The organism is Massilia aerilata (assembly GCF_042656905.1).
Lineage (GTDB): Bacteria > Pseudomonadota > Gammaproteobacteria > Burkholderiales > Burkholderiaceae_D > Telluria > Telluria aerilata.
The window spans coordinates 280518-303923 of the sequence record NZ_JBHSMZ010000016.1; the positions used below are offsets into that span (position 1 = coordinate 280518).

21 protein-coding genes are annotated in these 23406 nt (G+C 65.5%); 10 read left to right on the plus strand and 11 right to left on the minus strand.

Annotated elements, in window-relative coordinates; genetic code table 11:
- From ACFPO9_RS20675 to ACFPO9_RS20685, 3 genes are read left to right on the plus strand one after another with little or no spacing between them, the layout of a single operon-like run.
- Window positions 1-918: a pseudouridine-5'-phosphate glycosidase gene (locus ACFPO9_RS20675; protein ID WP_379774287.1), complete on the plus strand. Its 918-nt coding sequence runs from the start codon at window positions 1-3 to the stop codon at window positions 916-918.
- Window positions 919-931: 13 nt separating this feature from the next.
- Window positions 932-1834: a LysR family transcriptional regulator gene (locus ACFPO9_RS20680; RefSeq protein ID WP_379774289.1), complete on the plus strand. Its 903-nt coding sequence runs from the start codon at window positions 932-934 to the stop codon at window positions 1832-1834.
- Window positions 1835-1836: 2 nt separating this feature from the next.
- Window positions 1837-2100, plus strand: a complete 264-nt coding sequence (locus tag ACFPO9_RS20685; RefSeq protein WP_379774291.1) for a hypothetical protein — start codon at window positions 1837-1839, stop codon at window positions 2098-2100.
- A gap of 3 nt (window positions 2101-2103) precedes the next feature.
- On the opposite strand, the gene pcp is transcribed toward ACFPO9_RS20685, so the two are convergent.
- The 3 genes from pcp to ACFPO9_RS20700 are packed head-to-tail and all read right to left on the minus strand — an operon-like array spanning window position 2104 to window position 4395.
- Window positions 2104-2751, minus strand: coding sequence for a pyroglutamyl-peptidase I (pcp, locus tag ACFPO9_RS20690; RefSeq protein WP_379774294.1), 648 nt, complete (start codon window positions 2749-2751; stop codon window positions 2104-2106).
- A 4-nt stretch (window positions 2752-2755) separates the two neighbouring features.
- Window positions 2756-3712 carry a DUF979 domain-containing protein gene (locus ACFPO9_RS20695; protein ID WP_379774296.1) on the minus strand — a complete coding sequence of 319 codons (957 nt, stop codon included), beginning with the start codon at window positions 3710-3712 and terminating at the stop codon, window positions 2756-2758.
- On the minus strand, window positions 3709-4395 hold the full coding sequence (locus tag ACFPO9_RS20700; RefSeq protein ID WP_379774299.1) for a DUF969 domain-containing protein: 687 nt from the start codon (window positions 4393-4395) through the stop codon (window positions 3709-3711). Before ACFPO9_RS20700 ends, ACFPO9_RS20695 begins: the two co-directional genes overlap by 4 nt.
- A 216-nt stretch (window positions 4396-4611) precedes the next feature.
- Here ACFPO9_RS20700 and ACFPO9_RS20705 point away from each other — a divergent pair, with 216 nt between their 5' ends.
- Window positions 4612-5760 (plus strand): NHL repeat-containing protein, encoded by a 1149-nt coding sequence (locus ACFPO9_RS20705; protein WP_379774301.1) that lies wholly within the window; start codon window positions 4612-4614, stop codon window positions 5758-5760.
- Between the two features lie 21 nt (window positions 5761-5781).
- Here ACFPO9_RS20705 and ACFPO9_RS20710 read toward each other — a convergent pair whose 3' ends face one another.
- Window positions 5782-6084 carry a YciI-like protein gene (locus tag ACFPO9_RS20710; RefSeq protein WP_379775047.1) on the minus strand — a complete coding sequence of 101 codons (303 nt, stop codon included), beginning with the start codon at window positions 6082-6084 and terminating at the stop codon, window positions 5782-5784.
- 95 nt (window positions 6085-6179) lie between these two features.
- Between ACFPO9_RS20710 and ACFPO9_RS20715 the strand changes: the two genes are divergently transcribed.
- The 6 genes from ACFPO9_RS20715 to ACFPO9_RS20740 all read left to right on the plus strand — a co-directional run bounded on the left by ACFPO9_RS20715 (window position 6180) and on the right by ACFPO9_RS20740 (window position 12787).
- Complete coding sequence (locus tag ACFPO9_RS20715) at window positions 6180-6482, plus strand: PAAR domain-containing protein (RefSeq protein WP_379774303.1); 303 nt, start codon at window positions 6180-6182, stop codon at window positions 6480-6482.
- A 168-nt stretch (window positions 6483-6650) separates the two neighbouring features.
- Window positions 6651-7724: an alpha/beta hydrolase gene (locus tag ACFPO9_RS20720; RefSeq protein WP_379774306.1), complete on the plus strand. Its 1074-nt coding sequence runs from the start codon at window positions 6651-6653 to the stop codon at window positions 7722-7724.
- Between the two features lie 354 nt (window positions 7725-8078).
- Complete coding sequence (locus ACFPO9_RS20725) at window positions 8079-9077, plus strand: BMP family lipoprotein (protein WP_379774308.1); 999 nt, start codon at window positions 8079-8081, stop codon at window positions 9075-9077.
- A gap of 97 nt (window positions 9078-9174) precedes the next feature.
- The gene (locus ACFPO9_RS20730) at window positions 9175-10704 is read left to right on the plus strand and encodes an ABC transporter ATP-binding protein (protein ID WP_379774311.1); all 1530 of its coding nucleotides are present in this window, start codon (window positions 9175-9177) and stop codon (window positions 10702-10704) included.
- 15 nt (window positions 10705-10719) lie between these two features.
- On the plus strand, window positions 10720-11820 hold the full coding sequence (locus ACFPO9_RS20735; protein WP_379774314.1) for an ABC transporter permease: 1101 nt from the start codon (window positions 10720-10722) through the stop codon (window positions 11818-11820).
- Between the two features lies 1 nt (window position 11821).
- Window positions 11822-12787, plus strand: a complete 966-nt coding sequence (locus tag ACFPO9_RS20740) for an ABC transporter permease (RefSeq protein WP_379774317.1) — start codon at window positions 11822-11824, stop codon at window positions 12785-12787.
- 62 nt (window positions 12788-12849) lie between these two features.
- Here ACFPO9_RS20740 and ACFPO9_RS20745 read toward each other — a convergent pair whose 3' ends face one another.
- The 7 genes from ACFPO9_RS20745 to xdhC all read right to left on the minus strand — a co-directional run bounded on the left by ACFPO9_RS20745 (window position 12850) and on the right by xdhC (window position 23405).
- Window positions 12850-13701, minus strand: coding sequence for a MipA/OmpV family protein (locus ACFPO9_RS20745; protein ID WP_379774319.1), 852 nt, complete (start codon window positions 13699-13701; stop codon window positions 12850-12852).
- A gap of 100 nt (window positions 13702-13801) precedes the next feature.
- On the minus strand, window positions 13802-14863 hold the full coding sequence (locus ACFPO9_RS20750; protein WP_379774321.1) for a S1/P1 nuclease: 1062 nt from the start codon (window positions 14861-14863) through the stop codon (window positions 13802-13804).
- Between the two features lie 61 nt (window positions 14864-14924).
- Window positions 14925-16619 (minus strand): bifunctional metallophosphatase/5'-nucleotidase, encoded by a 1695-nt coding sequence (locus tag ACFPO9_RS20755; RefSeq protein WP_379774323.1) that lies wholly within the window; start codon window positions 16617-16619, stop codon window positions 14925-14927.
- 78 nt (window positions 16620-16697) lie between these two features.
- Window positions 16698-19097 carry a TonB-dependent receptor gene (locus ACFPO9_RS20760; RefSeq protein WP_379774326.1) on the minus strand — a complete coding sequence of 800 codons (2400 nt, stop codon included), beginning with the start codon at window positions 19095-19097 and terminating at the stop codon, window positions 16698-16700.
- 469 nt (window positions 19098-19566) lie between these two features.
- Entirely contained in the window at window positions 19567-21054 is a 1488-nt protein-coding gene (locus tag ACFPO9_RS20765) for an adenosine deaminase family protein (RefSeq protein ID WP_379774329.1), read from the minus strand.
- 31 nt (window positions 21055-21085) lie between these two features.
- Complete coding sequence (gene guaD, locus ACFPO9_RS20770; protein ID WP_379775050.1) at window positions 21086-22390, minus strand: guanine deaminase; 1305 nt, start codon at window positions 22388-22390, stop codon at window positions 21086-21088.
- A gap of 7 nt (window positions 22391-22397) precedes the next feature.
- Window positions 22398-23405: a xanthine dehydrogenase accessory protein XdhC gene (gene xdhC / locus ACFPO9_RS20775; RefSeq protein ID WP_379774331.1), complete on the minus strand. Its 1008-nt coding sequence runs from the start codon at window positions 23403-23405 to the stop codon at window positions 22398-22400.
- Window position 23406 lies beyond the last annotated feature (1 nt).

Sequence of the window (23406 nt, forward strand, 5' to 3'; positions counted from 1 at the left end):
ATGCACGCCTTCCTCCAGTTTTCCCCTGAAGTACAAGCCGCCCGCGCCGCCGGCAAGCCGGTCGTCGCCCTCGAATCGACCATCATCTCGCACGGCATGCCCTACCCGCAGAACGTGCAGACCGCGCGCGAAGTCGAGCAGGTGATCCGCGACGCCGGCGCCGTCCCCGCCACCATCGCCATCATCGACGGCCGCATCTGCATCGGCCTGGCCGACGAGCAGCTCGAGCTGCTGGGCCAGGCCAAGGATGCGATCAAGGTCAGCCGCCGCGACCTGGCCTACGTGCTGTCGCAAAAGAAGCTCGGCGCCACCACCGTCGCCGCCACCATGATCTGCGCGAAGCTGGCCGGCATCGAAGTCTTCGTCACCGGCGGCATCGGCGGCGTGCACCGCGGCGCCGAGACCAGCTTCGACATCTCGGCCGACCTGCAGGAACTGGCGCACACCGGCGTCGCCGTCGTCTGCGCGGGCGTGAAGTCCATCCTCGACATCGGCCTGACCCTCGAATACCTCGAGACCCACGGCGTGCCGGTGGTGAGCGTCGGGCAAGCCGCCTTCCCCGCCTTCTTCACGCGCGACAGCGGCTTCAAGGCCGACTTCCAGCTCGACACGCCGGAAGAACAGGCGCGCTTCATCCGCACCAAGTGGCAGCTCGGCCTGGACGGCGGCGTCGTGGTCAGCAATCCGGTGCCTGAAGCGTCGAGCATGCAGAGCGACGAGATCGACGCCATCATCGCCCAGGCGCTGCGCGAAGCGGACCAGCAAGGCGTGAAGGGCAAGCTGGTGACGCCCTTCCTGCTGGCGCGCATCAAGGAACTGACCGGCGGTCGCAGCCTCGTCACCAACATCGCCCTGGTCAAGAACAACGCCCTGGTCGGCGCGCAGCTGGCCGTGGCGCTGGCGCACCTGGCTCACTAACTCGCGGACCAATATGTCGATCGACCTGAAGCAGCTGAAATACTTTCTCGCCGTGGCCGAAGAAAAAAGCTTCAGCCGCGCCGCCGAGCGCCTGCACATCTCGCAGCCGCCGCTTTCGCAGCAGATCATGAAGCTGGAGAGCGAGCTTGGCGTGCGCCTGTTCGCGCGCACCACCCGCAGCTTCGAGCTGACCGTGGCCGGCAAGGCCCTGATGCAGGAAGCCTCGGACCTGCTGGGGCGGATGCGGATGGCGGTCGACACCATCCGCCAGATCGACCGCGGCGAAGTCGGACGCCTGCGCGTGGGCATCGTCGGCTCGGCGATGTGGGGACCGATCCCGGGCCTGCTCGAGCAGTTCCAGAGCCAGTTCCCGCGCGTGACCTGGACCATCCACGAACTCGGCCCCGACGAGCAGTGGGACGCCCTGCGCGGCAAGCAGATCGACGTCGGCTTCTGGCGCGAACCGAAGCGCGACGAGGACGAGCTGAAACACGCCAACCTACGCCAGGACCTGTGCTTCCAGGAGAACTACTGCGTGGCGGTGAATGCCCAGCATCCGCTGTCGCGCAAGGACAGCATAGCCCTGACGGACATCGCCGGCGAGCCGCTGCTGACCCTGCACCTCGACCAGTCGGCCGAGCCGCGCTACCTGGTCCAGTGCTGCGTGAACGCCGGCTTCCAGCCGACCATTTTCCAGGAAGCGGCCGAGCCGCAAACCCTGCTGGCGATGGTCGGCGCGGGCCTGGGCGTGGCGCTGATGCCGGAGACCACCGCGCGCATCGGCTGGCCGGGCGTGCGCTTCCTGCCGATCAAGCGCAATCCGCCGTCGGCGAACCTGTACATTACTTATCCGATCCAGGACGATGCGCCGGTGGTGCGGGCTTTCCTGAAGATCGTCAATCCGGAAGGGGAATAAACATGAAAAAGACCGATTTGGCCAAGTACGACGCGAAGAAACTGATGAACCAGGCGGGCCCGCGCGGGTCCGCCTTCGGCGCCGCCACCGCAGCGCCGGTCGACCGCCGCGAACAGCGCGAACGCGAACGCGCCCTCGGCCTGGTGCCCTTCGCGGTCAAGCTGAATGGCGACCTGGTCAAGCAGCTGCAGGAGCTGGCGAAAGAACGCGGCGTCGAGATGAACGAGCTGGTGGCCGAGGTGCTGCAAAAAGGCCTGGCTGCCTGAAGCTCAGTGCGTGGCGCCGCCGGCCTGCACCAGATCGGCACCGGTCGCCACCGCCACTTCCACCGCCACGCGCAAGCCTGCCACGATCTCCTCCAGCGTCATCGAAGGCGTCGGCTGCACCGGATACGCCGCCGCCTGCTCGGGCAGGAAAGGCACGTGGATGAAGCCCGCCTTTACCCCCTGCCCTCGCAGGTGGTGCATCAGCGCATAGAACACGTGATTGCAGACGAAGGTGCCGGCAGTCTGCGACACGCCGGCCCGGATGCCCTGCTCGCGGATCGCCGCCGCCATGGCCTTGATCGGCAGGGTCGTGAAATAGGCCGCCGGGCCGTCCGCCACGATGGGGACGTCGATCGGCTGCCGGCCGGCGTTGTCGAGGAAGCGCGCGTCGTCGACGTTGATGGCGATGCGCTCGATCGAGATCTCGGGCCGCCCGCCGGCCTGCCCCACCGCGATTGCGATGTCGGGGCGGAGCGCGTCGACGAAGCCCAGCAGCGCCTCGGCGGCGGCGCCGAACACGCAGGGCAGCATGCGCACCTCGACCTTGAAACCGTCGCCGGACCAGCCGTCCAGCAGGCGCACGGCTTCCCACGAAGGATTGATGGCGGCGCCACCGAAGGGTTCGAATCCGGTCAGCAGGACAGTTTTCATGGGCTTATCGGTACATCAGGAAGTACAACAGGACGATATTCGCCAGCAGCAGCGGCAGCGCCGTTGGAAGCTGGGCCTTGATCACGGCGTTCTTGTCGTGCAGCTCGAGCAGGGCCGCAGGCACGATGTTGAAGTTGGCGGCCATCGGCGTCATCAGGGTGCCGCAGTAGGCGCTGAACATGCCGATTGCCGCCATCACGGCCGGATTCGCATGATACACCCCCACCAGGACCGGAATCCCGATGCCGCCGGCGATGACGGGAAAGGCCGCGAAGCCGTTGCCCATCACGACCGTGAACAGCGCCATCCCGATGCAGAAGGCGGCGCAGGCCACCAGGCGCGAATCCATGTCGATGTACGAGGTGGTGATGTGGGCCACGGCCTTGCCGACGCCGGCCTCGGAAAACAGCAGCCCGAGCACGGCCAGCATGTGCGGCAGCACCACCGCCCAGCTCATGGCGTCGATCAGGCGGCGCGCCTCGCGCACGCCCTGCAGCGGCGTCGCGCGCGTGAACCAGCAGGCCAGCGCCAGCGCGATCATCGAGGCGCAGCCCATGCTTACCAGGCTCAGGTTCTTCGGGTCGAGCAGCGGTGTGGCGTCGATGCGCACGTCCTTTAAAAGCGTCGACCCGATCATGGTCACCACCGGAATCGCCAGCGCCGGCACGAGCAGCTTGTGGCCCAGCCTTGCAGCGCCGGCGCGGCGCGTTTCTTCGGGCGGCAGATGGGCCTTGCCGCCCTTGACCAGGCCGAAGCCCGCCACCAGCGCCATCGCGATCATCACGAGGCCCGTGGCCGCGGGCGGCATGCGGCTGCCGGCCAGGTAGAGCAGCGCGTACAGGCCCCAGAACAGCGCCGTCGTGGTGCGCCGCGGATTGCTCCGGTCGCGCAGGTTCATGATGGCCGTGGCCGCGAACAGCAGGCCGACCAGGATGTAGAAATCGTCGAGCGCGAGGATCATCGTGCCGCCTTCAGGATATGGGCGTCGAGCCGGCGCAAATTCCAGGCGTGGATGAGGAAGGCCGTCACCGCGGTCGGGATGCCCCACAGCGCCATGCGCAGCGGATCGACTTCCAGCCCTTCGGCGCGCAGGATGGTCTGCATCAGCACGATGGCGCCGAAGGCCACGAACACGTCCTCGCCGAAAAACAGGCCGACGTTGTCGGTGGCGGCGCTCATCGCGCGGATACGCTGGCGCATCGCCTCGTCCAGCTTCACGCCGCGCGCTTCGGCGGCCGCTTCGGCCATCGGCGCCACCAGCGGCCGCACCATGTTCGGATGGCCGCCCAGGCTGGTCAGGCCGAAGGCGGCGGCCAGCTCGCGCACCAGCAGGTACACGGTCAGCAGGCGCCCGGTGGTGGCGGAGCGGATCTTCGCGATGCTGGCCTGGGCATGCTCCTTCAGTCCGGCGCGCTCGAGCAGGCCGATCGCCGCCAGCGGCAGCAGCAATATCAGGGGCAGGTTGCGCGTCTTGACGAAGGCCGTGCCGAGCGATTCCAGCAGATGCATCACGGGCAGGCCGCCGGCGATGCCGGTCACGCCGCAGGCGGCGATCACGACCAGGACCGGATTCGCGCGCAGCAGGAAGCCGGCGACGACGACGGCAATGCCAAGCAGCGGCCACAGGTTGACGACAGTGTGCATAAGTCTCCAGCTTGTTTTTGTTAGCGCGAAGATATTACCTCAGCAGGGGCACGCCTCAGCGAATGGATGAGATCCGCCGCCACTACCCGCGCCGCCGTCGCTTTTACGCCGGAATTCCGGCCACTGCACGAATGCGCCCTTTTTGCTTTGCGTGCGCGCATACCGGCGCCACGCGTGGCCGCTATGCTCAATGGGTCATCAAGAGGAGAGATGTTCATGAGACCGCTATTGCGCTGCGCGGCATTGCTGGCCGCGCTAGTACTCGCCAGCTGCGGTGGCGACGTCGGCATCGGCATCGGCGTCGTCTGGCACGGCGGCGACCATCCCTGGCCGAATCATCCGGACTGGCCCAGCTGGCCCGACCGGCCACAGGGCGCCACCGGCCTCTTCCCCATCGCCGGGGACGTCTGCGGCGTCTGCACCGGGTCCACGGACGGCACCGGCTCGGCGGCGCGCTTCAATGCCCCGGAAGGCATCGCCGCCGACACCGCCGGCAACCTGTATGTGGCGGAGCCGGCCAGCGCCACCGTCCGCAAGCTGACCCCGCAGGGCGCGGTCACGACTCTGGCCGGCGCCCGCGGCGCGGTCGGCTACGCGGACGGCGACGGCAATGCCGCACGCTTCAACCAGCCCTCCCGGCTCAGTGCCGATGCGCAGGGCAATGTCTACCTGACCGATACCGGCAACTCGGTAGTGCGCAAGATTACGCCGGCGGGCGCGGTCGGCACGGTGGCCGGCAACGGCATCTGCGGCAGCCTGGACGGGCGCGCCACCGGCGCCCAGTTCTGCAGTCCGAAAGGCATCGTCCTGGACCGCCGCGGCAACCTGTGGATCGCCGACACCGGCAACCACACGGTGCGCCGCATCGATATCGCCGGCAACGTCACCACGGTGGCCGGCTCGCCGGGCGTGTGCGGCAGCGCCGACGGACGCGGCGGCACGGCGCGTTTCTGCAATCCGCAGGACGTCGGCGTGGACGAATGGGACAACGTGTACGTGGTCGATACCGGCAATTCGACCATCCGCATGATCAAGCCGAACGGCGAGGTGTCGACCCTGGCCGGCCAGGCCGGCCAGTGCGGAGCGGCGGACGGCAGCCCCACGGTCTCGCGGCTGTGCGCGCCCGGCGGCATTGCGGTCGAGGGCAACGATTTGTATATCGCGGACACCGGCAACGCCACCATCCGCAGGATCAACCTCGACAACGTGACCAGCACGGTGGCGGGGGTGGCCGGCCGCCAGGGCATCGCGCTGGGCGCCCTGCCCGGCGGCCTCGACCGCCCGGTCGGCGTGGCGCGCGCGCCGGACGGCTCGTTTGCGCTCACGACCCACAACCTGGTCGTGAAGCTGCTGCCGGCGAAGTAGGAATTCGCCGGCGTTTTCGGATTACTCCGGACGCACTGGCGTGCTGGCGTCCTTGCCGACAACCGTCGTCCACGGACGCACGATCCAGGTTTTCACCAGGCCTTCGGTCACATAAGGATCGGCCTTGGCGAAGCGCTCGGCCACTTCCGGCGAATCGCCGGTGAACAGCAGGACGGCGTAGTCGGCCGGGTCGGCCAGGGCGCCGGCGATCACGATCTCGCCGCGCTGTTCGGCTTCCCAGGCCAGTTTCAGGTGTTCGTTGCGAAATTCGCCGCGGCGCGCCAGGTAGTCGGGCGCCAGTTCATACATCAGCAGGTAGTGCACGTCGTCTCCAGTCGGTACAGAAGGAATCATCATGACAGTCCATCTTAACCGATCAGGAGCAAGGCCGGACCCGATGGGGATGGCACCATGGGATCATGAAACGCCATCTCATCACCCTGGGCGCCCGCACGACCGCCAACGGCGTCGTCACCACGGCCTCGAGCACGATCTCGATCAACGGCGCCCGCGTCGCCCTCGAAGGCGACGAAGTCTGCTGCCACAGCTGCGGCGCCACCGGCACCATCCGCTGTACGGGGCCACGCACCCCGGAGCGCTTCGACGGCAGGCTGGCCGCGCTGGAGAACGACGAGTGCGTCTGCAATTGCCCGACGCCGCCCAGGCTGATCCCGAGCCAGCACCTGCGCTATCAGGCGCTCAACGACACGGCCGCTTCGTAAGCATGCCGTCCTCTGCACCTTCCCGCCAGGCATGATATTGTTGTGTTATGGCAACGCATTTGCGGATGTCGCGCGCGTCATCAGGCTTTGTCCCCGAACGCACAGACCGTTTCAAGATGGCAGAGGTAGACTGGTAGCATGGACACTCGGAAAAAAGTAGCGGCTGGAATGGCTGGCTTTGCCAGCATGCTGTGGCTGGGCCTCACGGCCGCGGTCGCCGCCAACCAGCGCCGCCTGGTGTTCAATCCCACCGTCGAACGCGAAGTGCAAAGCCCGCGCAGCAGCGGCCACCGCACCCGTCCCGTGGTCTTGCGCGCCGCCGACGGCACCCGTCTCTGCGGCTGGCTGATGACGCCCAAGATGCCGGGCCCGCATCCGGCCGTGGTCTATTTCGGCGGCCGCTCCGAGGAAGTCTCCTGGGTGGTGCGCGATGCCGGCAAGCTTTTCCCCAATATGGCCGTGCTGGCCGTGAATTACCGCGGCTATGGCGAATCGCATGGCGTGCCGGCGGAAATCCAGATGGTCGAGGATGGCTGCATGCTGTTCGACTGGATGGCCGCGCGCGTTCATGTGGACTCGCGCCGCATCGCCGTGGTCGGCCGCAGCCTGGGTTCCGGCGTGGCGGTGCAGGTGGCCAAGGAGCGCCCGGCGCATTCGGTGGTCCTGATCACGCCCTACGATTCGATCCTGGCGATTGCCAAGCGCAAGTTCCGCGTGATGCCGATCGAGTACATGCTGCGCCACCGCTTCGAGTCGATCAAGTATGCGCCGGCCCTGAAGGCGCCGACCTATGTGCTGCGCGCGGCCAGCGACGACGTGGTGCCGCATTCGCATACCGATCAATTGGTGGCCAAGCTGGCCCAGTTGTGCGGCGACGACATCGTGCCCGAGTCGGACCACATGAACATCCCCTACCTGGAAGGCACGCAGAGCCGTATCGCGAATTTCCTGACGTCCCAGTTCGACAAGCCGCTCCGCGAAGCGGCGGCAGCCGGCAGCCCGGGCGCCGATTCGCTCCAGGTGCAGGTGCAGGCCGCGGCCATTTCCGTCGGCGCGATTCCCGCTCCAGCCATCGCCGCCGCCGCGATCGACGCGGCGCCGGTCCTCCTGCCGCCGCCCGGCGCGGCGATTCCCGCGCCTGCCCTCGCAGTGGCCGCCGACGCGGCCCCGATCGCCATGCCCGTCCTTGCCACGCTGCCGCTGGCGGCGGCCACGGCCGAGCTTCCCCTCTCAGGCAAGTAGAGCGCAGCGCTACGCCAAATTGCCAGGTGTTGTCCTTACGCATACGCCAACACATGTGGTTTTCTGTAAGAAACACCTGAAAAATAGCACTATTTATATTTCAACTAAATAAATTGCGAAGTAAAATCGTATTTGCCACGAATAAACGTGCTGATGCATAGTTTGCAAAGCTGAAGGTCTCCGGACTGCACTTAAGCGCCCGGCCTCGACCGCGATACAAATCGTAACTACAAGATAGAACGAGATTTGACACAATCCGCTGGCAGAGCGCCGCGGACTGCTGGTCCTTGCTTTGCCGCCTCCCATCGCAGCCGTTGCGCCGGGTACAATATCAGGATTCCAGGAGCCATTTACATGAAATTCAAGCAACTCAGTATGATGATCGCGGCGCTGTGCGTCGCCGGCAGTGCGGCCGCAGCAGGCGCGCCGAAGCTGGGCATCGTCTACGACGCCGGCGGCAAGTTCGACAAGTCGTTCAACCAGTCGGCAGCCGAAGGCATTGAGCGCTTCAAGAAGCAGAACGGCATCAACGTCTTCGAAGCCCAGGCCAGCAGCGACACCCAGGCCGAGCAGGTGCTGCGCGGCCTCGCCCGCAAGAAGCTGGACCTGATCGTGTCGGTCGGTTTCTCGCAGACCCAGGCCGTGCAGAAGATCGCCGCCGAATTCCCGGCCGTGCACTTCGTGATCATCGACGGTAACGCCACCGGCAAGAACGTCAACTCGATCCTGTTCAAGGAGCAGGAAGGCTCCTACCTGGTCGGCGTCGCCGCCGCGATGGCGGCCAAGTCGGGCAAGATCGGCTTCGTCGGCGGCATGGACATCCCGCTGATCCGCGCCTTCGAATGCGGCTATGCGCAGGGCGCCAAGGCCGTCAATCCGAAGATCGACGTGCAGCAGAACATGGTCGGCACCACCGCCGCGGCCTGGAACGATCCGGCCAAGGGCGGCGAGCTGGCGCGTGCCCAGTTCGACCGCGGCGCCGACGTCGTGTTCGCCGTGGCCGGCGGTTCGGGCCTGGGCGTGATCCAGATGGCCAAGACCAAGGGCAAGCTGGCGATCGGCGTCGACTCCAACCAGAACGACATCCAGCCGGGTTCCGTGCTGACCTCGATGGTCAAGAACGTCGGCAACGCCACCTACGATGCGCTGATGCAGGCGAAAGCCGGCCAGTTCGCCTCGGGCGTGACCTACAAGGGCCTGAAGGAAGGCGGCGTCGACTGGGCACTGGACAAGAACAACCGCGCCGTCGTCTCCGCGGCAATGGAAAAGCGCGTGAACCAGGCCAAGGCCGACATCATCAGCGGCAAGATCAAGGTGGTCGACTACCGCACCGCCGGTTCCTGCCCGCAGTAAGCACAATCCGATTTAAACAAAGCGCGCCGCGCCTGGGTAAAACCGGCGCGGCGCGTTTTTGAATAATGCTTCTTATATTTACTGACTACAGATCGCTATGCAGCCAGCCGTAGAATTTCGCAACATTAGCAAAGCCTTCGGGGCGGTGCAGGCGAATGCCGACGTCAGCTTCTCGATCGCCAAAGGCTCGATCCATGGCGTGATCGGTGAAAATGGCGCCGGCAAGTCGACTTTGATGAGCATCCTGTATGGCTATTACAATGCCGACAGCGGCCAGGTCCTGATCGATGGCCAGGCACAGGATATCCGCACCAGCCATGAGGCCATCGCGCTCGGCATCGGCATGGTGCACCAGCACTTCATGCTGGTCGAGAACATGACCGTGCTCGACAACGTCATGCTGGGCAACGAGGGCGGCTTCAAGCTGGCCGCCAAGCGCGGCGCCGTGGAAGCGAAGCTGCGCGAGATCTGCGACCGCTACCGCCTCGACGTCGATCCGCTCGCGACCATCCACGACCTGTCGGTGGGCGCGCAGCAGCGCGTCGAGATCCTCAAGCAGATCTACCGCAGCGCCAACATTTTGATTCTCGATGAGCCCACCGCCGTCCTGACCGCCCAGGAAACCGCGTCGCTGTTCGAGATCCTTCGCCTGTTCAAGGAACAGGGCAAGACCATCATCCTGATCACCCACAAGCTGCAGGAGATCATGGACATCACCGACGAGGTGACGGTCATGCGCGCCGGCCGCGTGGTGGGCGCCGTGAAGACGCTTGAAACCTCGAAGGAGCAGCTGGCCAACATGATGGTCGGCCGACCGATCCAGAGCGAACTGCCGCGCGCGCCCTTCAATCCGGGCGCCGACGTGCTGAAGGTCTCGAACCTGCAGCTGAAGGACGCCAACGGCGTCGCCCTCCTCTCGGACATCGACTTCACCCTGCGCGCGGGCGAAGTGGTGGCGATCGCCGGCGTGTCCGGCAATGGCCAGAGCGAGCTGCTCGAGATCCTGTCCGGCATGCGCCTGCCGACCAGCGGCAAGGTCGAATTCCTCGGATCGGCCCTGCCCTATGCCGGCCGCGCGAACGCCGACGGCCTGCCGGCCACCTTCCGCGAGCTGGGCATCGGCCACGTGCCGGAAGACCGCCTGCGCGACGGCGTGATCAAGGATTTCTCGGTCATGCACAACACCGTGTTCGGCTACCAGGACCACGTCAAGAACCGCTGGGGGCTGTTCGACTTCAAGAAGATCGCCCAGCGTTGCGCCGGCCTGATGCAGGCCTTCGACGTCCGTCCGAACAATCCGGACCTGCGTATCGGGCTTCTGTCGGGCGGCAACCAGCAGAAGGTCGTGATCGCGCGCGAAGTCGCGGCCAAACCGAAGATGATGCTGGTCGGCCAGCCGACCCGCGGCGTCGACATCGGCACCATCGAGAGCATCCACACCCAGCTGCTGCGCCTGCGCGACGAGGGCGTGGCGATCCTGCTCTCCTCCGTGGAGCTGGAAGAAGTGCGCGCGCTGGCCGACCGCATCCTCGTGATGTCGGGCGGGCGCATCACCGGCATTCTCCCGATCGACGAATTCGACACCACCCGCATCGGCCTGCTGATGGGCGGCATGCACAAGTCGTGATTGCACTGAGCTGACATGAAAACTGAACTTCCACGCTGGGCCACGGGTTTCGTCCTGCCCATCCTGAACCTGCTGTCGGCGCTGCTGGTGGCGGCGCTGGTGATCCATCTGCTGGGCGAGAGCCCGCTCGAATCGATGCAGATCCTGATCAACAGCGCGATCGTCAATCCGGAAGGCCTGGCCTACACGCTGTTCTACGCCTCGACCTTCATCTTCACCGGCCTGGCCGTGTCGATCGCGATGCAGGCGGGTCTCTTCAACATCGGCGCCGAAGGCCAGATGTACATCGGCGGCCTCGGCATCACCCTGGTCATGCTGGCCTTCGATGCCAGCCTGCCCGCCTGGGTGCTGATCCCGGCCGGCATGCTGGGCGCGGCCCTGTTCGGCGGCCTGTGGGCCTTCCTGCCGGGCTTCCTGCAGGCCAGGCGCGGCAGCCACGTGGTGGTCACGACCATCATGTTCAACTTCATCGCCGCCAACCTGATGAACTTCCTGATCGTGCGCTACATGATCCCGGAAGGCCAGCAGAACCCGGCCTCGCGCACCTTCTCGGAAGCCGCCACCATGCCGCAGCTGCAGAACTGGTTCATGCGGGCCGACGGCAGCTCGCTGCTGGGCGACACCCCGCTCAACATCAGCTTCCTGATCGCGATCGCGGCGCTGGTGATCTACGGCGTGGCCGTGTGGCGTTCGTCCTGGGGCTACAAGCTGCGCGCGACCGGCTTGAACCAGCACGCCGCGCACTACGCCGGCGTGAAGATCAGCCGCACCATCATCGTCACGATGCTGGTGTCGGGCGCGCTGGCCGGCCTGGCCGCGGTCAACTCGGTGATGGGCTCGACCCACTACCTGTCGCTGAACTTCCCGGCCGGCGCCGGCTTCGTCGGCATCGCGATCGCGCTGATGGGCCGCCAGCACCCGGTCGGCATCTTCCTGTCGTCGGTGCTGTTCGGCGCGCTGATCCAGGGCGGCTTCGACCTCTCGCTGGAAAAACCGAACATCCCGCAAGAGACCTTCATCTTCATCCAGGGCCTGATCATCCTGTTCTGCGGCGCGATGGAATACCTGTACGGTCCGGCGCTGCTGAAACTGATCAATCTCCGCAAAGGTAAATAAAATGGAAGACCTTCATCTCGCCAGCATCGTCGTCTCGACGATCCGCAATGCGCCGGTGCTGATGTTCGCCGCGATGGCCGGCCTGTTCGCCGAACGCAGCGGCGTGGTCGACATCGGCCTGGAAGGCAAGATCCTGGCCTCGGCCTTCGTCTCCGCCGCGGTGGCGTATACGACCCAGAATCCGTGGTACGGCATCGCCGCCGGCGTCGCCGTGTCCGCGGCCCTGGCCATGATCCAGGCCTTCGTCGCCATCACCCAGAAAGGCAACCAGCTGGTGTGCGGCATCGCCATCAACATCGCGATGAGCGGCCTGACCTTCGTGCTGGCCCAGTTCTTCTTCCAGCAGGGCGGCCGCACGCCGGACCTGGGCGGCGCGCGCCTCACCGACGTGGTCCTCCCCGGCACCGCGGCCCTGGACGGCATCCCCTTCATCGGCTGGCTGTACGGCCACGTGATCGGCGGCCAGTCGGTGCTGGTCTACCTGGCGTTCCTGCTGCTGCCGGTCGTGCACTGGGTGATCTACCACAGCCGCTTCGGCCTGCGCCTGCGCGCCTGCGGCGAGAACCCGCATGCGGCCGACGCCGCCGGCGTCTCGGTGGAGCGCACCCGCTACCTGGCGATGCTGGTGGCCGGCGTGCTGTGTTCCTTCTCGGGCGCCTATCTCGCCATCGTCCAGAGCGGCTTCTTCCTGCGCGACATGTCGGCCGGCGCCGGCTACCTGGCCCTGACCGCCCTCGTGTTCGGCAACTGGCGTCCGCTGCACACCGTGCTGGGCTGCCTGATGTTCGGCCTGTTCGGCGCGATCCAGATCCAGCTCGAAGGCGTCGACCTGCCGGTCGTGGGCCGCATCCCGGGCTCGCTGATCCAGATGATCCCTTACGTCGTCACCGTGGTGGTGCTGGCTGGCCTGATGGCCAAGTCGGTGGCGCCGAAGGCGATCGGCAAGCCGTTCGTCAAGTCCCGATAAGGGCAACGTGGGCACGGAGTGCTCACCCTACGGTAGGGTGGGCTCCCCGAGCCCAGCCACATTCACTCCGCCCCGCGCGCCCGCGCTTCCGAGCGCGCAAATGTCCACACCAGTCCCACGAAGGCCGACACGCCGCTCGATTTGCGCATCAGCGGACTGTCCTTGTTGGCCGCTCCCGAATACAGCTCGTAACGCACTGAACTGAACAGGCGCAGGTCCGGGTTCAGGCGCAGGCTGCCGCCCACGCCGGTGCGCACCAGCATCAGGCCGGCATCGGCGTGGTAGGCGGGGCGCGTCGCCGTCGCATATTGCGGTTCGACTTCGTAGAAATAATGGTTGACGCGGCGGTCGCCGAACACCGCGCCCAGCTGGGCGTCCATGGTCCAGCGCGCGCCTTCGCCGCGCTGCTCCCACACCAGGCGCGGCTCCATGGTCCAGCCCTGGCGCCGCAAGCCGCCCCTGGCTTCGATGACGGCGCGCAGCGGCAGGTCGATGCGCAGTTTGCCGTGCTCGCCCAGGTCGGCGAACTTGTATTTCACGCGCGGACCGAATTCCAGCAAGGTGCCGAGGTCCGGCATGCCGCGCCGCGCCTCGACGTCATCGGAGTGCGCGGGCAGCGAACCGGAAAAGCCGATGTCGAATTCGACCTTGTCCGTGTTGAGCAGGCGCGCGCCGACGCCGTTCTGGTCGGCGCGGAAAACCTTGCCGCGATAGATCAGGAAAGGCAGGACCAGGCCGCGGTTCGAGCGGTCCGACGAACCTGGATAGGCCGGCGTGCTGAAGCCGGCGGCGCCGACGCCGGCCTCCCACAGCGGCAGGCTGCGGTCGACGGGTTCGACGCGTTCGGACTGGGCGGCGGCGAGGCCGGGCAGGAAAACGGCGCCGGCAAGGGCGAGACAGGAAAGTGTGCGCATGATGGCAGGAAGGTAAATGTTGGCGACATTGTAAATGCAGGTGCAAAAAAAACGCCGCACACCCTGTGGCGTGCGGCGTTTCATGAAGTGGTGCGGCAGATTACTGGTAAATCGCCTGCAGCAGCTGCGCCAGATGATACCCACCCTTGATCAGCTGGGTCTTGGCGATCTGCGAGCTCGGCACCGGGTAGTTCTGCGGCACTTCCAGGCTCCAGGTGTAGTAGGTCTCGCCCTTCTTGCTCACCTGCGGCGTGATCTTGCCGACAGTGACGCCGTCGAAGGCCTGCTTGGACACGGCCAGCGCATCGTCCGCCCACTGGTAGGGCCAGGTGGCCAGGTCGCCGGTGGCGGAGGCGATCGCCGGCTTGCCGTCGATGGCGGCTTGCGCGAACTTTTCCGGGGTCCTGGTCTGGATGCGGCGGAAGGCGTAGTTGACGGTGGTGCTGTCCCAGTAGGAGTGGAAAGGCTTGGTCAGGGCCTTGGGCACGCCTTCCTTGAGCGGCTTGGCTTCTTCCGGCGGAATCACGTCGGACAGCTTGGCGACCAGGCCGGTGAGCTTTTCGTCGTCCATCAGGAAGTTGTTGCCGCCGCGCGAATCGAAGACCGCGGTTTCGTCGATCTCGGCCTTGGTCCTGGGGACCACGAACTTGCCGTCCTTGGACACGAAGGCCGCGCCCACGTGCAGCGGCTGGTGGATGTCGCCGGTCATGTGGGTGACCAGGATCAGGGCCTGGCGCGGGGTGAACTTGTGCGGGTTGGTGGCCGGGGTGTCCTTGCCCTGCAGGACGGCGATCGCCTGCTTCAGGGTCTGCACGATGTCGTCGTCGGCGGTACCGGCGGCGCCGTCATGGTAGTGCTCCAGCTGGAACGGCACGTCGGTGTAGTGGTACTCGCTGTGCTTCGGGTTGGCGTTCACGTAGTCGATCATGTCCTGGCTCTGCGGGCCGCAGTAGCTGCCCTTCACGCAGTCCGGCCAAGTGGAAACCGATTCCAGGGTTTCGCCAGGCAGCAGGATGGACTTGATCTGCTGTTCGGCCTTGCTGCCCTTGAGCAGCTTGTCGGCGATGGCGCCGACCGCGCGGTGGCCGTCAGTGCCCCAGGCGAGTGCGTCGGTCGAGGCGAAGGCGCCTGCCAGCGCGAGTACACAAGCGAGTTTTTTCATGAGTGATTCCTTGGTAAGACCGTGTCTTGTCTAAGCTGTCTATTATCCGGCAATGCGCTTCTCAGCGCACCTTCTGAATACGGGCCTGTGGCGCCGCCATCGAGGCCGCGCCAAACTCCGGATGCTGCTTCATGTAGGCGATCAGGGCGTCGAGGTCGCGCATCTGCGTGTCCGAGCGCTTGACGCCCTTGGCCAGGGCCGGGAAGTTGTCGCCGCCGTCGGCCAGGAAGTTATTCGCCGCCACGCGGTAGGTTTTCGCATCGTCGACCGGCACGCCGTTCACCTTCAGGCTGCCCGGCACCAGGCGCTGGCCGACCGGGCGCGTGCTGTCCCAGGCATAGGACAGGCTGTGCGAGACCTGCAGCATGTAGCGGCCGCCGCCCGGGCGGTCCCACTGCTGCTCCAGGGTAGCGCGCAGATTGGCGCCGCTCAGGTCCATCACCACCAGGGTGTTCCCGAACGGGAGCACGGCCTGGGCCTGGCCGAAGCTGACCACGCCCTTGTCGCCCACTTCCAGATCCTTGCGGATGCCGCCCGGATTCATGAAGGCCACCTGCACGCCCTGCTCGCGGGTGGCGGCCAGCGCGGCGTCGGCGATCAGATCGCCCAGCGGCGATTCGCCGGCTTCGCTTTCCTTGCGCTGCACCGGGGCCGCGGCGCCGATGGTCGCCACCGGCTTGGCCAGTTCGGCCGTGCTGCGCGCGCGGATGCCCTGCAGGTAGGCGGCCAGGGCCGGATCGGGAGCGTAAGCGCCCGGCGCCATCACGACGTTGCGCACGTCGATGTCGCGCACGGCGCCGCTGGCCGGGTCGACCTGCATGCGGATGCGCGACAGCACGTGGCCGGCGTAGTCGGCCTGGGTCACGACGCGGCCGTCGACCTTGCACAGGTACCCCTTGTGCGAGTGGCCGGTGATGACCAGGCGGATCGCCGGGTCGAGCTTTTTCACGATGCCGACGATCGGACCCTGCAGGCCGTCGCACCAGGTTTTATCGAAAGGCTCGCCGGTATGGCCGCCCTCGTGGATCAGGACCACGAACACCTGGGCGCCCTGCGCGCGCATCGCCGGCAGGACCTTGTTGATCGAGTCGGCTTCGTCCAGGAAGGACAGGCCCTTGATGGCCGAGGCCACCGCCACCGACGGCGTGTCCTGCAGCACCGCGCCGATCAGGCCGACCTTGACGCCCTTGACGTCGACGATGCGCCAGCCCGGCACCAGGTTCTTGCCGGTCGCCTGCTCGACGACGTTGGCGGCGAGGTAGCTGAAGCCGGCGCCCTTGAAGCCCGGCGCGAGCTGGCAGGCCTTGCTGGGCCGCGGCGAATCGCAGCCGCCGTGCTGCTGGCGCAGCAGTTCCTTGCTGCCCTGGTCGAATTCATGGTTGCCGAGCGAGCTGGCGACCAGTCCCATCTTGTTCATGGCTTCGATGCTCGGCTCGTCCGCCCACATCGAGGACAGCGCCGGGCTGGCGCCGACCAGGTCGCCGGCGGCGACGAACAGCAGGTCCTTGTCTTCCTTGCGGAAGGCGGCAATCGCCCCGCCCAGGACGTCGATGCCGCCGGCCTGGATGGTCTGCTTCTGCGCGCTGCCGGCCGGCGCGTACGTGTACTTGCTCGGTTCGAGGTTGCCGTGGAAGTCATTCAGGGCCACCAGGTTGATGTCGACGCTGCGGGCGGCCGGTTGGTGGGAAGTGGCGCAGCCGGCGGCCGTGAAGGCGAGCGCGAGGGCCAGGGCGGCGGTAGAGAGACGAAGGGCCATGTGGGTGTCAATACGAAAGCGGGGATCAAAAAAAACAGGCCCGGAGGCCTGTTTTCATTTTACGGCATCAGCCTGCGATCAGATATCGACCGACAGGGTGACCGATGCGAAGCGCGGTGCGCCCAGGTAGTAACGCAGGGTGCCGGCCGAGATGCCCGGGTAAGCCAGTGCGTTGGTCACCGTGGTCGACGACGGATTGCGGTACTGCTTGTTGGTGATGTTGCTGATGTTCCATTGCAGCTTCGGATTCTTCAGCAGGCCGTAGTTCGCGAACTTGTAGCCGCCGTCCAGGCCGAAGGTGGTGTAGCCCGGCGCGGTTTCGTCGTTGACGAAGGTGCCCTGCTGTTCGCTGGTGGCGCGTGCCTTGATGCGAGCATAGAACTCACCCACCGAGTACTGGAGCGACAGGCCGCCCTTCCAGCGCGGGGTATTCGGCATTTCCTTGCCGGCGGTCGGCAGCACCGCGGTCGAGCTGATGCGCAGGTCGTTCTTGATCTCGCTCTTCTGGTAACCAGCCGAGGCGTACAGCGACCAGCCGTTGATCGGCATGTTGTTCGCTTCGATCTCGAAACCGCGGTTACGCACGTCGCCGACGTTGGTGTAGCTGCTGGCCTGCGAGAACTCGTCGAACGCAGTTGCCTGGCGGTTCTTGAAGTTCACGTCGAACACGGTCAGGGTCGCGATGTACTTGTTGTCCTGGTGGCGGTAGCCGAGGTCGGTGTTCCACGAGGTTTCCGACTTCACGTCGCCCTTCAGGGTCGCAACGCCATTGACGAACTGGACGTTGGTGCCGGCGTTACCGTACACGAAGTTCGGCGGCGCCTTCATGTTCTTGGCGATCGACGCGAAGATCTGGTCGTCGTTGGTGATGCGGTAGCGCGCGCCCAGCTGCGGCAGGATCGAGCTGTAGGTCTTTTCGATACGGTAGGTACCGTAGGTGTTGCCTTCGCTCAGGTTGTTGGTGACGTCACGCTTCAGGTGCGGGGTGCGCACGCCGAAGTTCAGGGTCGCCTTGTCGTCCAGCAGGGTCACGGTGTCCTGCAGGAATGCCTGCCAGCCGATCGACTTGGTCACCCAGTCGCGGCTCTGGAAGAAGGTGCCGTCGGCGCGCTTGATGGCGCCATCCTGCAGCCACGGATCGAAGCCGCCGTTGTTGTCAACAGGCACCATGGTGCCGGTCTGACGGTGCTTGGCGTTCTCGTACCAGAAGCCGCCCAGGATGGTGTGGTCGCCCATGGTGTGGGTGACCGAAGCGGTGACGCCAGGACGGTTGGTGCGGGTCACGCTGGCGTTGGCCACGATCACGGTGTCCAGGGTGTCGCCGTCGCCGTTCAGGTCGACGGTGCCGTTGGTGTTGTAACGGCCGGTGCTGGCGTTGACGGTGGTGCCCAGGAAGCTGTTTTCACGCTGCGAACGCTGCTGGATACCGCCGTTGCCGAAGCCGTACCAGTAGTAAGGCACGATCTTCAGGTCGGTGTCCGCGCCCAGGCGGAACTTGGCGACTGCCGAAGCGATGGCGTTCTTGAAGGGGTTGCGCGACAGGCCGTAGTACGGCGGGGCCGGGGTCACGTCGACGTCTGCCTTGCCCTTGGTTGGGGTAGCGTGGCCAGGGAACACGGCGGTGGTGTCGTACTCATAGCCGTTCTTCTGCAGTTCGGCCAGGGTGACGTTGTTGATGTTGTTGTTGTTTGCGTTGTTCCACAGGATGGTGGCGTGAACGTAGTTGAAGCGATCCCAGTCGTAGTTGAAGCCGCCGTCGATGTGCTCGCGCTCGGCGCCGCCTTCACCCTTCCACTTCTTGGAGTGGGCTTTGGAGTACGAAATGAATGCCTTCGAACGGCCGTCCGGGAACAGGCCGGTGTCGTAGCGGACGAAGGTCTTGTTCAGGTGCAGCTGGCCCAGGGTCTGCATCACGCGAACGCGCTGCTTGTTTTCCGGGTTGCAGGTGATGATGCCGAAGTTACCGCCGGTGGCGCCGACTTGCGGCGAATCCACGTCGGTCGAACCCTGGGTCACGAATTCCGAGCAGGTGTTTTCCTGGTCGACGTATTCTTGCGGATAGACCGAGAACGAACCCGAGTCATTGACCGGCACGCCGTTGATGGTGGCGCCGATCTGGTCGCTGTTGAAACCGCGCAGGGTCAGGCCGCCGCCGAACAGGCCGGTCGCGTCCATGTTGTAGCTGTTCACCGACGGCAGCATCTCGAGTGCTTCATAGGCGTTGCCGGTCGGGCGCTGCTTTTCCAGTTCCTCTGCCGTGATGGTCGAACGTGCCTTCGGCGCGTCTTCGGTGACCATCAGACCCATACCAATCTTCTTGCCGGTGATGACGACTTCGCGCATCTGGCCAGCGTCGGCGTCAGTCTTCTGCGTCGTCGAAGTTTGGGCGTTGGCCGCGGCCGCGAAGCATGCCAGCTGGCATGCCACAGCGATCAGGCTGAGGCGCAACTTGGGTTGTTGATGAAAAGCGGATTGCATTAAGGTACTCCCTAGAGTGTTATTGTAAAAACGACAACAGCAGTTTTGACCCTGCGAAAATCTATGGGGAGGGACGACCCTCCGGCTTTGAAGCACGGCAGTATAGGAAGCGGATATGTCAGATTGATGACATGAGGACAATCTGCGAAAACTTGCAAATTTATCTAGCCGCGCCACCCGATCATGCATGAGCCCACCATGCGTGACAAATATGATTTCCGACAGCAATTTATATGTTGACCATATAAATACATGGTGAAAATCATGATTTCCTGGGTTTTTCCCCTGCAAACATGCATAAGCACTGTCGGGCGGATTATAAGGGAGGCATGCTTATGAGAAATCACAAACCGCGAAATTCTCAAAATCTGTCCTTTTGGCAAAAGAATTTTGTCGTTTAGGCGAGACAGATTTAAGTTTTTGACAAGGCTTTACCCACCCGGCAAGCATGCCGGATGGGTAAAACAGATTATCTGGCGGCGGGCGCCTTGCGGTCCAGGAGGACGATACCAGCCTCGAATCTGGCGAATCGCTCGTCCAGCTGGCGGGTCAGGCGGGCCTTCTCAAGCGCCGGCAGGAAGGAATAACGGATGCTGTTATAGGACGCTTTCTTGACTTCCGCATAGCTCGGCTTGTAGCGGCTGGCAAACAGCACGTACTCGTTGGCCAGGTTGTGCCGGGTCACGCCGGCGTCGTCGGTCGAGATCACGTAAGGCACGCCGTACTTGCGGTACAGGGTGACCGGGTGGTTCTCCCCCTTCACGCCGTTGATGAAGCCATTCGAGGTCAGGTTGATCTCGACCGGGATGTCCTTGTCGCGCATGCGCTGCATGATGGCGGCGGCATTGGTTTCGTGCGCGAGGTCGATGCCGTGGCCGATGCGGTCGGCGCCGGCCAGGTTCAGGGCTTCGTCGATGTGGTACTGCAGGTCTTCGGGCGGCACGTCGCCCAGGGCCAGCTCGCCCGCGTGCAGGGCCACCTTGACGTCCGGGTAGACCGACTTCAGGAAGCGGAACATCTTCATGTGCAGCGTGTAGTCGCGCATCGAGACCATCTGGCTTTCCTGGCCGACGATGTTCACGCCCACGATCTTGCTGTCCTTCTTCGCCGCCTTGAAGCCGGCCAGCATCGAGGAAAACACCTGGGACGGGTTCAGCAGGCGCAGCACATAGGTCTGGTAGCGCATGGTGAAGCGCTCGTCGTCGATGCCGGCGGCGGCTTCGTCGATCTTGGCGGTGAAGTCAGCGATCGCCCCGTTGAACTTCTGGTCGCCGTCCAGTTGCGACATCCAGGCGCGCATCTGCGCTTCGAAAGCTTTGTCGTCCTTCGCGTTCTGCCAGGCCTGGGTGTCGAACTCCTTATTGACAACGAACGGCGACATCTTGAACATGGTCTCGATGTAGCCGACGTTCTCGCGGATGGCGCGTTCCTTGATCTCGACCAGGCCTTCGTGGAAGTTCGCGTTCGAGATCGGGCCGAAGTAGCCGAAGGTCTGGAAGAACTGGCGGTCCGGCGGCGCCTGCAGCGCGCCGTGGTTATAGAAATCCTTGCTCGACCAGCGCTGCAGCAGCTCGCGGTAGGTGAAATCGTCGGCGTAGACGTCGGCGCTGCCGAGGCAGCTGCGTTCCTTGGGCTGCTTGTTGCGCTCGGCCTCGACCACGGCCGGCTTGGTCTCGATCCTGTAGGTCTGCTTGTCGACGCAGTAGCCCTGCTTGTCGAGGAAGTCGACATAGGTCTCGGCGTAGATCGCGCCCGAGTAGTGGTGGTGCAGGTCCCCGCCCTTGGGCATCTGGGTGAAGAACATGGTCAGCTCGGCCGTCTTCGGCTCGCCGGCGATCAGCGCGGCGTAGTGGCGCGCGGTGGCGGCCTCGTTGGCCTTGGCGGCGTTCGGGCGCGCATCGGCGGCGCCGGCGGCGAGGGCCAGGCTGAGCGTGGCGGCGAGGAAGGTCTTCTGCATAGGTACTTTCGGTCGGTCCAAGGGGGAAACCTCAGGGCAGCGTCCTCTCGTGCACCAGACTGCCGGCCGCGTAGGTGGCGCGGACGGCGCGGTCGTCGCCCAGCATCGCCAGCGCGAACAGGGTCTCCTCGAGCGTATTGCTGTGCGCGGTGCGGCGCGCCAGCAGCGGCGTGGCCCTGGGGTCGAGCACGATGAAATCGGCCTCGACGCCGGGCGCGAAATTCCCGATCGTGCCTTCGAGCTGCATGCTGCGCGCGGCGCCCAGCGTCGCGAGGTAGAACATACGCAGGGCCGGGAGGTAGCTGCCTTTCAGTCGCGCAACTTTATACGCTTCATTCATGGTTTGCAACATCGAGAAGGAAGTGCCCGCCCCCACGTCCGTGCCCAGCGAGACCAGCGCCCCCGCCTGGTCGGCGCGTGCGATGTCGAACAGGCCGCTGCCCAGGAACAGGTTCGAGGTCGGGCAGTGCGAAATCGCCGCGCCGGTTTCCGCCATGCGCGCGAAGTCGGCATCGTCCAGCCAGATGCAGTGGCCGTACATGGCGCGCGGGCGCATCAGGCCGTAGTGGTCGTAGACGTCCAGGTAGCTGCGGCGCTGCGGGAACAGTTCGCCCACCCAGCGGCACTCGTCCTGGTTTTCCGAGACGTGGGTCTGGATGAAGGTGTCCGGATAGGCGCGCGCCAGCTCGCCGGTGGCGGCCAGCTGGGCTTCGGTCGAGGTCGGGGCGAAGCGCGGGGTGATTGCGTACATGCTCCGCCCCTGCTTGTGCCAGCGCTTGATCAGGTCTTCGCTCTCGCGCAGGTCGGCGGTGTCCTGCAGGAAGTCCGGGCAGTGGCGGTCCATCAGCACCTTGCCGCCGCCCATGCGCAGATTGCGCGCCGTGGTCGCCTCGAACAGCGCGTCCACCGATTCCTTGTGCACCGTGCAGTAGACCAGGGCCGTGGTGGTGCCGTTCCTCAGCAGCTCGTCGAGGAAGAAGTCGGCGGTGGCGCGGCCATGCGCCGGATCGCCGAACCGGCGCTCGGTCGGGAAGGTGAAGTTCTCCAGCCAGGGCAGCAGGCCCGGCGCCGGCGACGCGATCATGTCGGTCTGCGGGAAATGCAGGTGGGTGTCGATAAAGCCGGGCACGATGATCTTGCCGCGGTAGTCGACGACCTCGACGCCTTGCGGCAGGCTGCCGATCAGCTGCGCATGATCGCCGGCCGCCTTGATATGGCCGTTCTCGACGACCAGCAGGCCGTCGGCATGCCAGGCGTAGGCATCCTCGGCAAAGGCCGGATCGGCGTGAAAATGCAGCAGGCTCGCTCGGTAGGCCTGCAGGTTCCGGGTGTCCATCGACATATTAAAGTATTCCTGTTGAAGCTTTGGTAGCGGTGCGGGCTTCCCACACCATCAGCAATTGCGCGGCCACGGCGACCGCGATCACGGCCGGGGCCTTGCCTTCGATGCCGGCCACGCCGATCGGGCAGACCATGGCATCGAGGCGCGCCTGGTCGACCCCGCGGTCGCGCAGGCGGTGCTCGAACTGCTTGCGTTTGGTTTGCGATCCGATCAATCCGAACCAGTCCTGGTCGAAGGACGGGCGCTTCAGGATCGCGTCCGCCAGGCGCTGGTCGAGCGCATGGCTGTGTGTCATGACGAGGAAGCTGGTTCCCGGCGCGGCCTGCTCCGCCAGCGCTTCCGGCGTGTCGGTCGCTTCGATGCCCACGTTGCCCGGTACGCGCTCGGGGAACAAGTCCTCGCGCTGGTCGATCCAGGTCACGCGGCAGGGCAAGTCGGCCAGCGCGCGCACGATGGCCGCGCCCACGTGGCCGGCGCCGAACAGCATCAGGTGGTCCATCGGCGCTTCGACCTTGTCGACCAGCCAGCGCCGCCCGTCGGGACCGCGCATGATATGGGTGCCTTGCGCGCCTGTAAAGTCCGGCGCCGCGCCGCCGTGGATTTGTTGTCCGTGCGCGTCGAACAGGGCCCGGTCGGGCACGCCGTCGAGTGCGACCAGGCGCCAGCTGTCTTCATGCGGGCGCTCGGCCAGCACTTTGGCGTGGCCGGCATCGAGCAGCTCGAAAGCCAGTTGCACCACGCCGCCGCAGCACTGGCCGAGGCTGGGACCGAGCGGAAAACGTTCGAGGCGGCGGGCCTCGAGGCTGGCCAGCATCGCGCGCGCGGTCTCGCAGCCGCGCAGCTCCAGGTGGCCGCCGCCGACCGTGCCCCACTGGCGCGTGGCGTCCACCAGCATCCGGGCGCCGGGTTCGCGCGGCACCGAGCCTTCGACCGCGGCCACGGTGACCAGCACCCTGGGCGCGGCATCAGACCCGGCATCTTCTGCCGCTGCTTGCAGCCAGTCTTCCATC

What these genes read in the sequence shown, in the direction of transcription:
- ACFPO9_RS20675 (WP_379774287.1), top strand. Translation starts at nt 1, where the DNA reads ATGCACGCCTTCCTCCAGTTTTCCCCTGAAGTACAAGCCGCCCGCGCC.
- ACFPO9_RS20680 (WP_379774289.1), top strand. Translation starts at nt 932, where the DNA reads ATGTCGATCGACCTGAAGCAGCTGAAATACTTTCTCGCCGTGGCCGAA.
- ACFPO9_RS20685 (WP_379774291.1), top strand. Translation starts at nt 1,837, where the DNA reads ATGAAAAAGACCGATTTGGCCAAGTACGACGCGAAGAAACTGATGAAC.
- pcp (WP_379774294.1), bottom strand. Translation starts at nt 2,751, where the DNA reads ATGAAAACTGTCCTGCTGACCGGATTCGAACCCTTCGGTGGCGCCGCC.
- ACFPO9_RS20695 (WP_379774296.1), bottom strand. Translation starts at nt 3,712, where the DNA reads ATGATCCTCGCGCTCGACGATTTCTACATCCTGGTCGGCCTGCTGTTC.
- ACFPO9_RS20700 (WP_379774299.1), bottom strand. Translation starts at nt 4,395, where the DNA reads ATGCACACTGTCGTCAACCTGTGGCCGCTGCTTGGCATTGCCGTCGTC.
- ACFPO9_RS20705 (WP_379774301.1), top strand. Translation starts at nt 4,612, where the DNA reads ATGAGACCGCTATTGCGCTGCGCGGCATTGCTGGCCGCGCTAGTACTC.
- ACFPO9_RS20715 (WP_379774303.1), top strand. Translation starts at nt 6,180, where the DNA reads ATGAAACGCCATCTCATCACCCTGGGCGCCCGCACGACCGCCAACGGC.
- ACFPO9_RS20720 (WP_379774306.1), top strand. Translation starts at nt 6,651, where the DNA reads ATGGCTGGCTTTGCCAGCATGCTGTGGCTGGGCCTCACGGCCGCGGTC.
- ACFPO9_RS20725 (WP_379774308.1), top strand. Translation starts at nt 8,079, where the DNA reads ATGAAATTCAAGCAACTCAGTATGATGATCGCGGCGCTGTGCGTCGCC.
- ACFPO9_RS20730 (WP_379774311.1), top strand. Translation starts at nt 9,175, where the DNA reads ATGCAGCCAGCCGTAGAATTTCGCAACATTAGCAAAGCCTTCGGGGCG.
- ACFPO9_RS20735 (WP_379774314.1), top strand. Translation starts at nt 10,720, where the DNA reads ATGAAAACTGAACTTCCACGCTGGGCCACGGGTTTCGTCCTGCCCATC.
- ACFPO9_RS20740 (WP_379774317.1), top strand. Translation starts at nt 11,822, where the DNA reads ATGGAAGACCTTCATCTCGCCAGCATCGTCGTCTCGACGATCCGCAAT.
- ACFPO9_RS20745 (WP_379774319.1), bottom strand. Translation starts at nt 13,701, where the DNA reads ATGCGCACACTTTCCTGTCTCGCCCTTGCCGGCGCCGTTTTCCTGCCC.
- ACFPO9_RS20750 (WP_379774321.1), bottom strand. Translation starts at nt 14,863, where the DNA reads ATGAAAAAACTCGCTTGTGTACTCGCGCTGGCAGGCGCCTTCGCCTCG.
- ACFPO9_RS20755 (WP_379774323.1), bottom strand. Translation starts at nt 16,619, where the DNA reads ATGGCCCTTCGTCTCTCTACCGCCGCCCTGGCCCTCGCGCTCGCCTTC.
- ACFPO9_RS20760 (WP_379774326.1), bottom strand. Translation starts at nt 19,097, where the DNA reads ATGCAATCCGCTTTTCATCAACAACCCAAGTTGCGCCTCAGCCTGATC.
- ACFPO9_RS20765 (WP_379774329.1), bottom strand. Translation starts at nt 21,054, where the DNA reads ATGCAGAAGACCTTCCTCGCCGCCACGCTCAGCCTGGCCCTCGCCGCC.
- guaD (WP_379775050.1), bottom strand. Translation starts at nt 22,390, where the DNA reads ATGGACACCCGGAACCTGCAGGCCTACCGAGCGAGCCTGCTGCATTTT.
- xdhC (WP_379774331.1), bottom strand. Translation starts at nt 23,405, where the DNA reads ATGGAAGACTGGCTGCAAGCAGCGGCAGAAGATGCCGGGTCTGATGCC.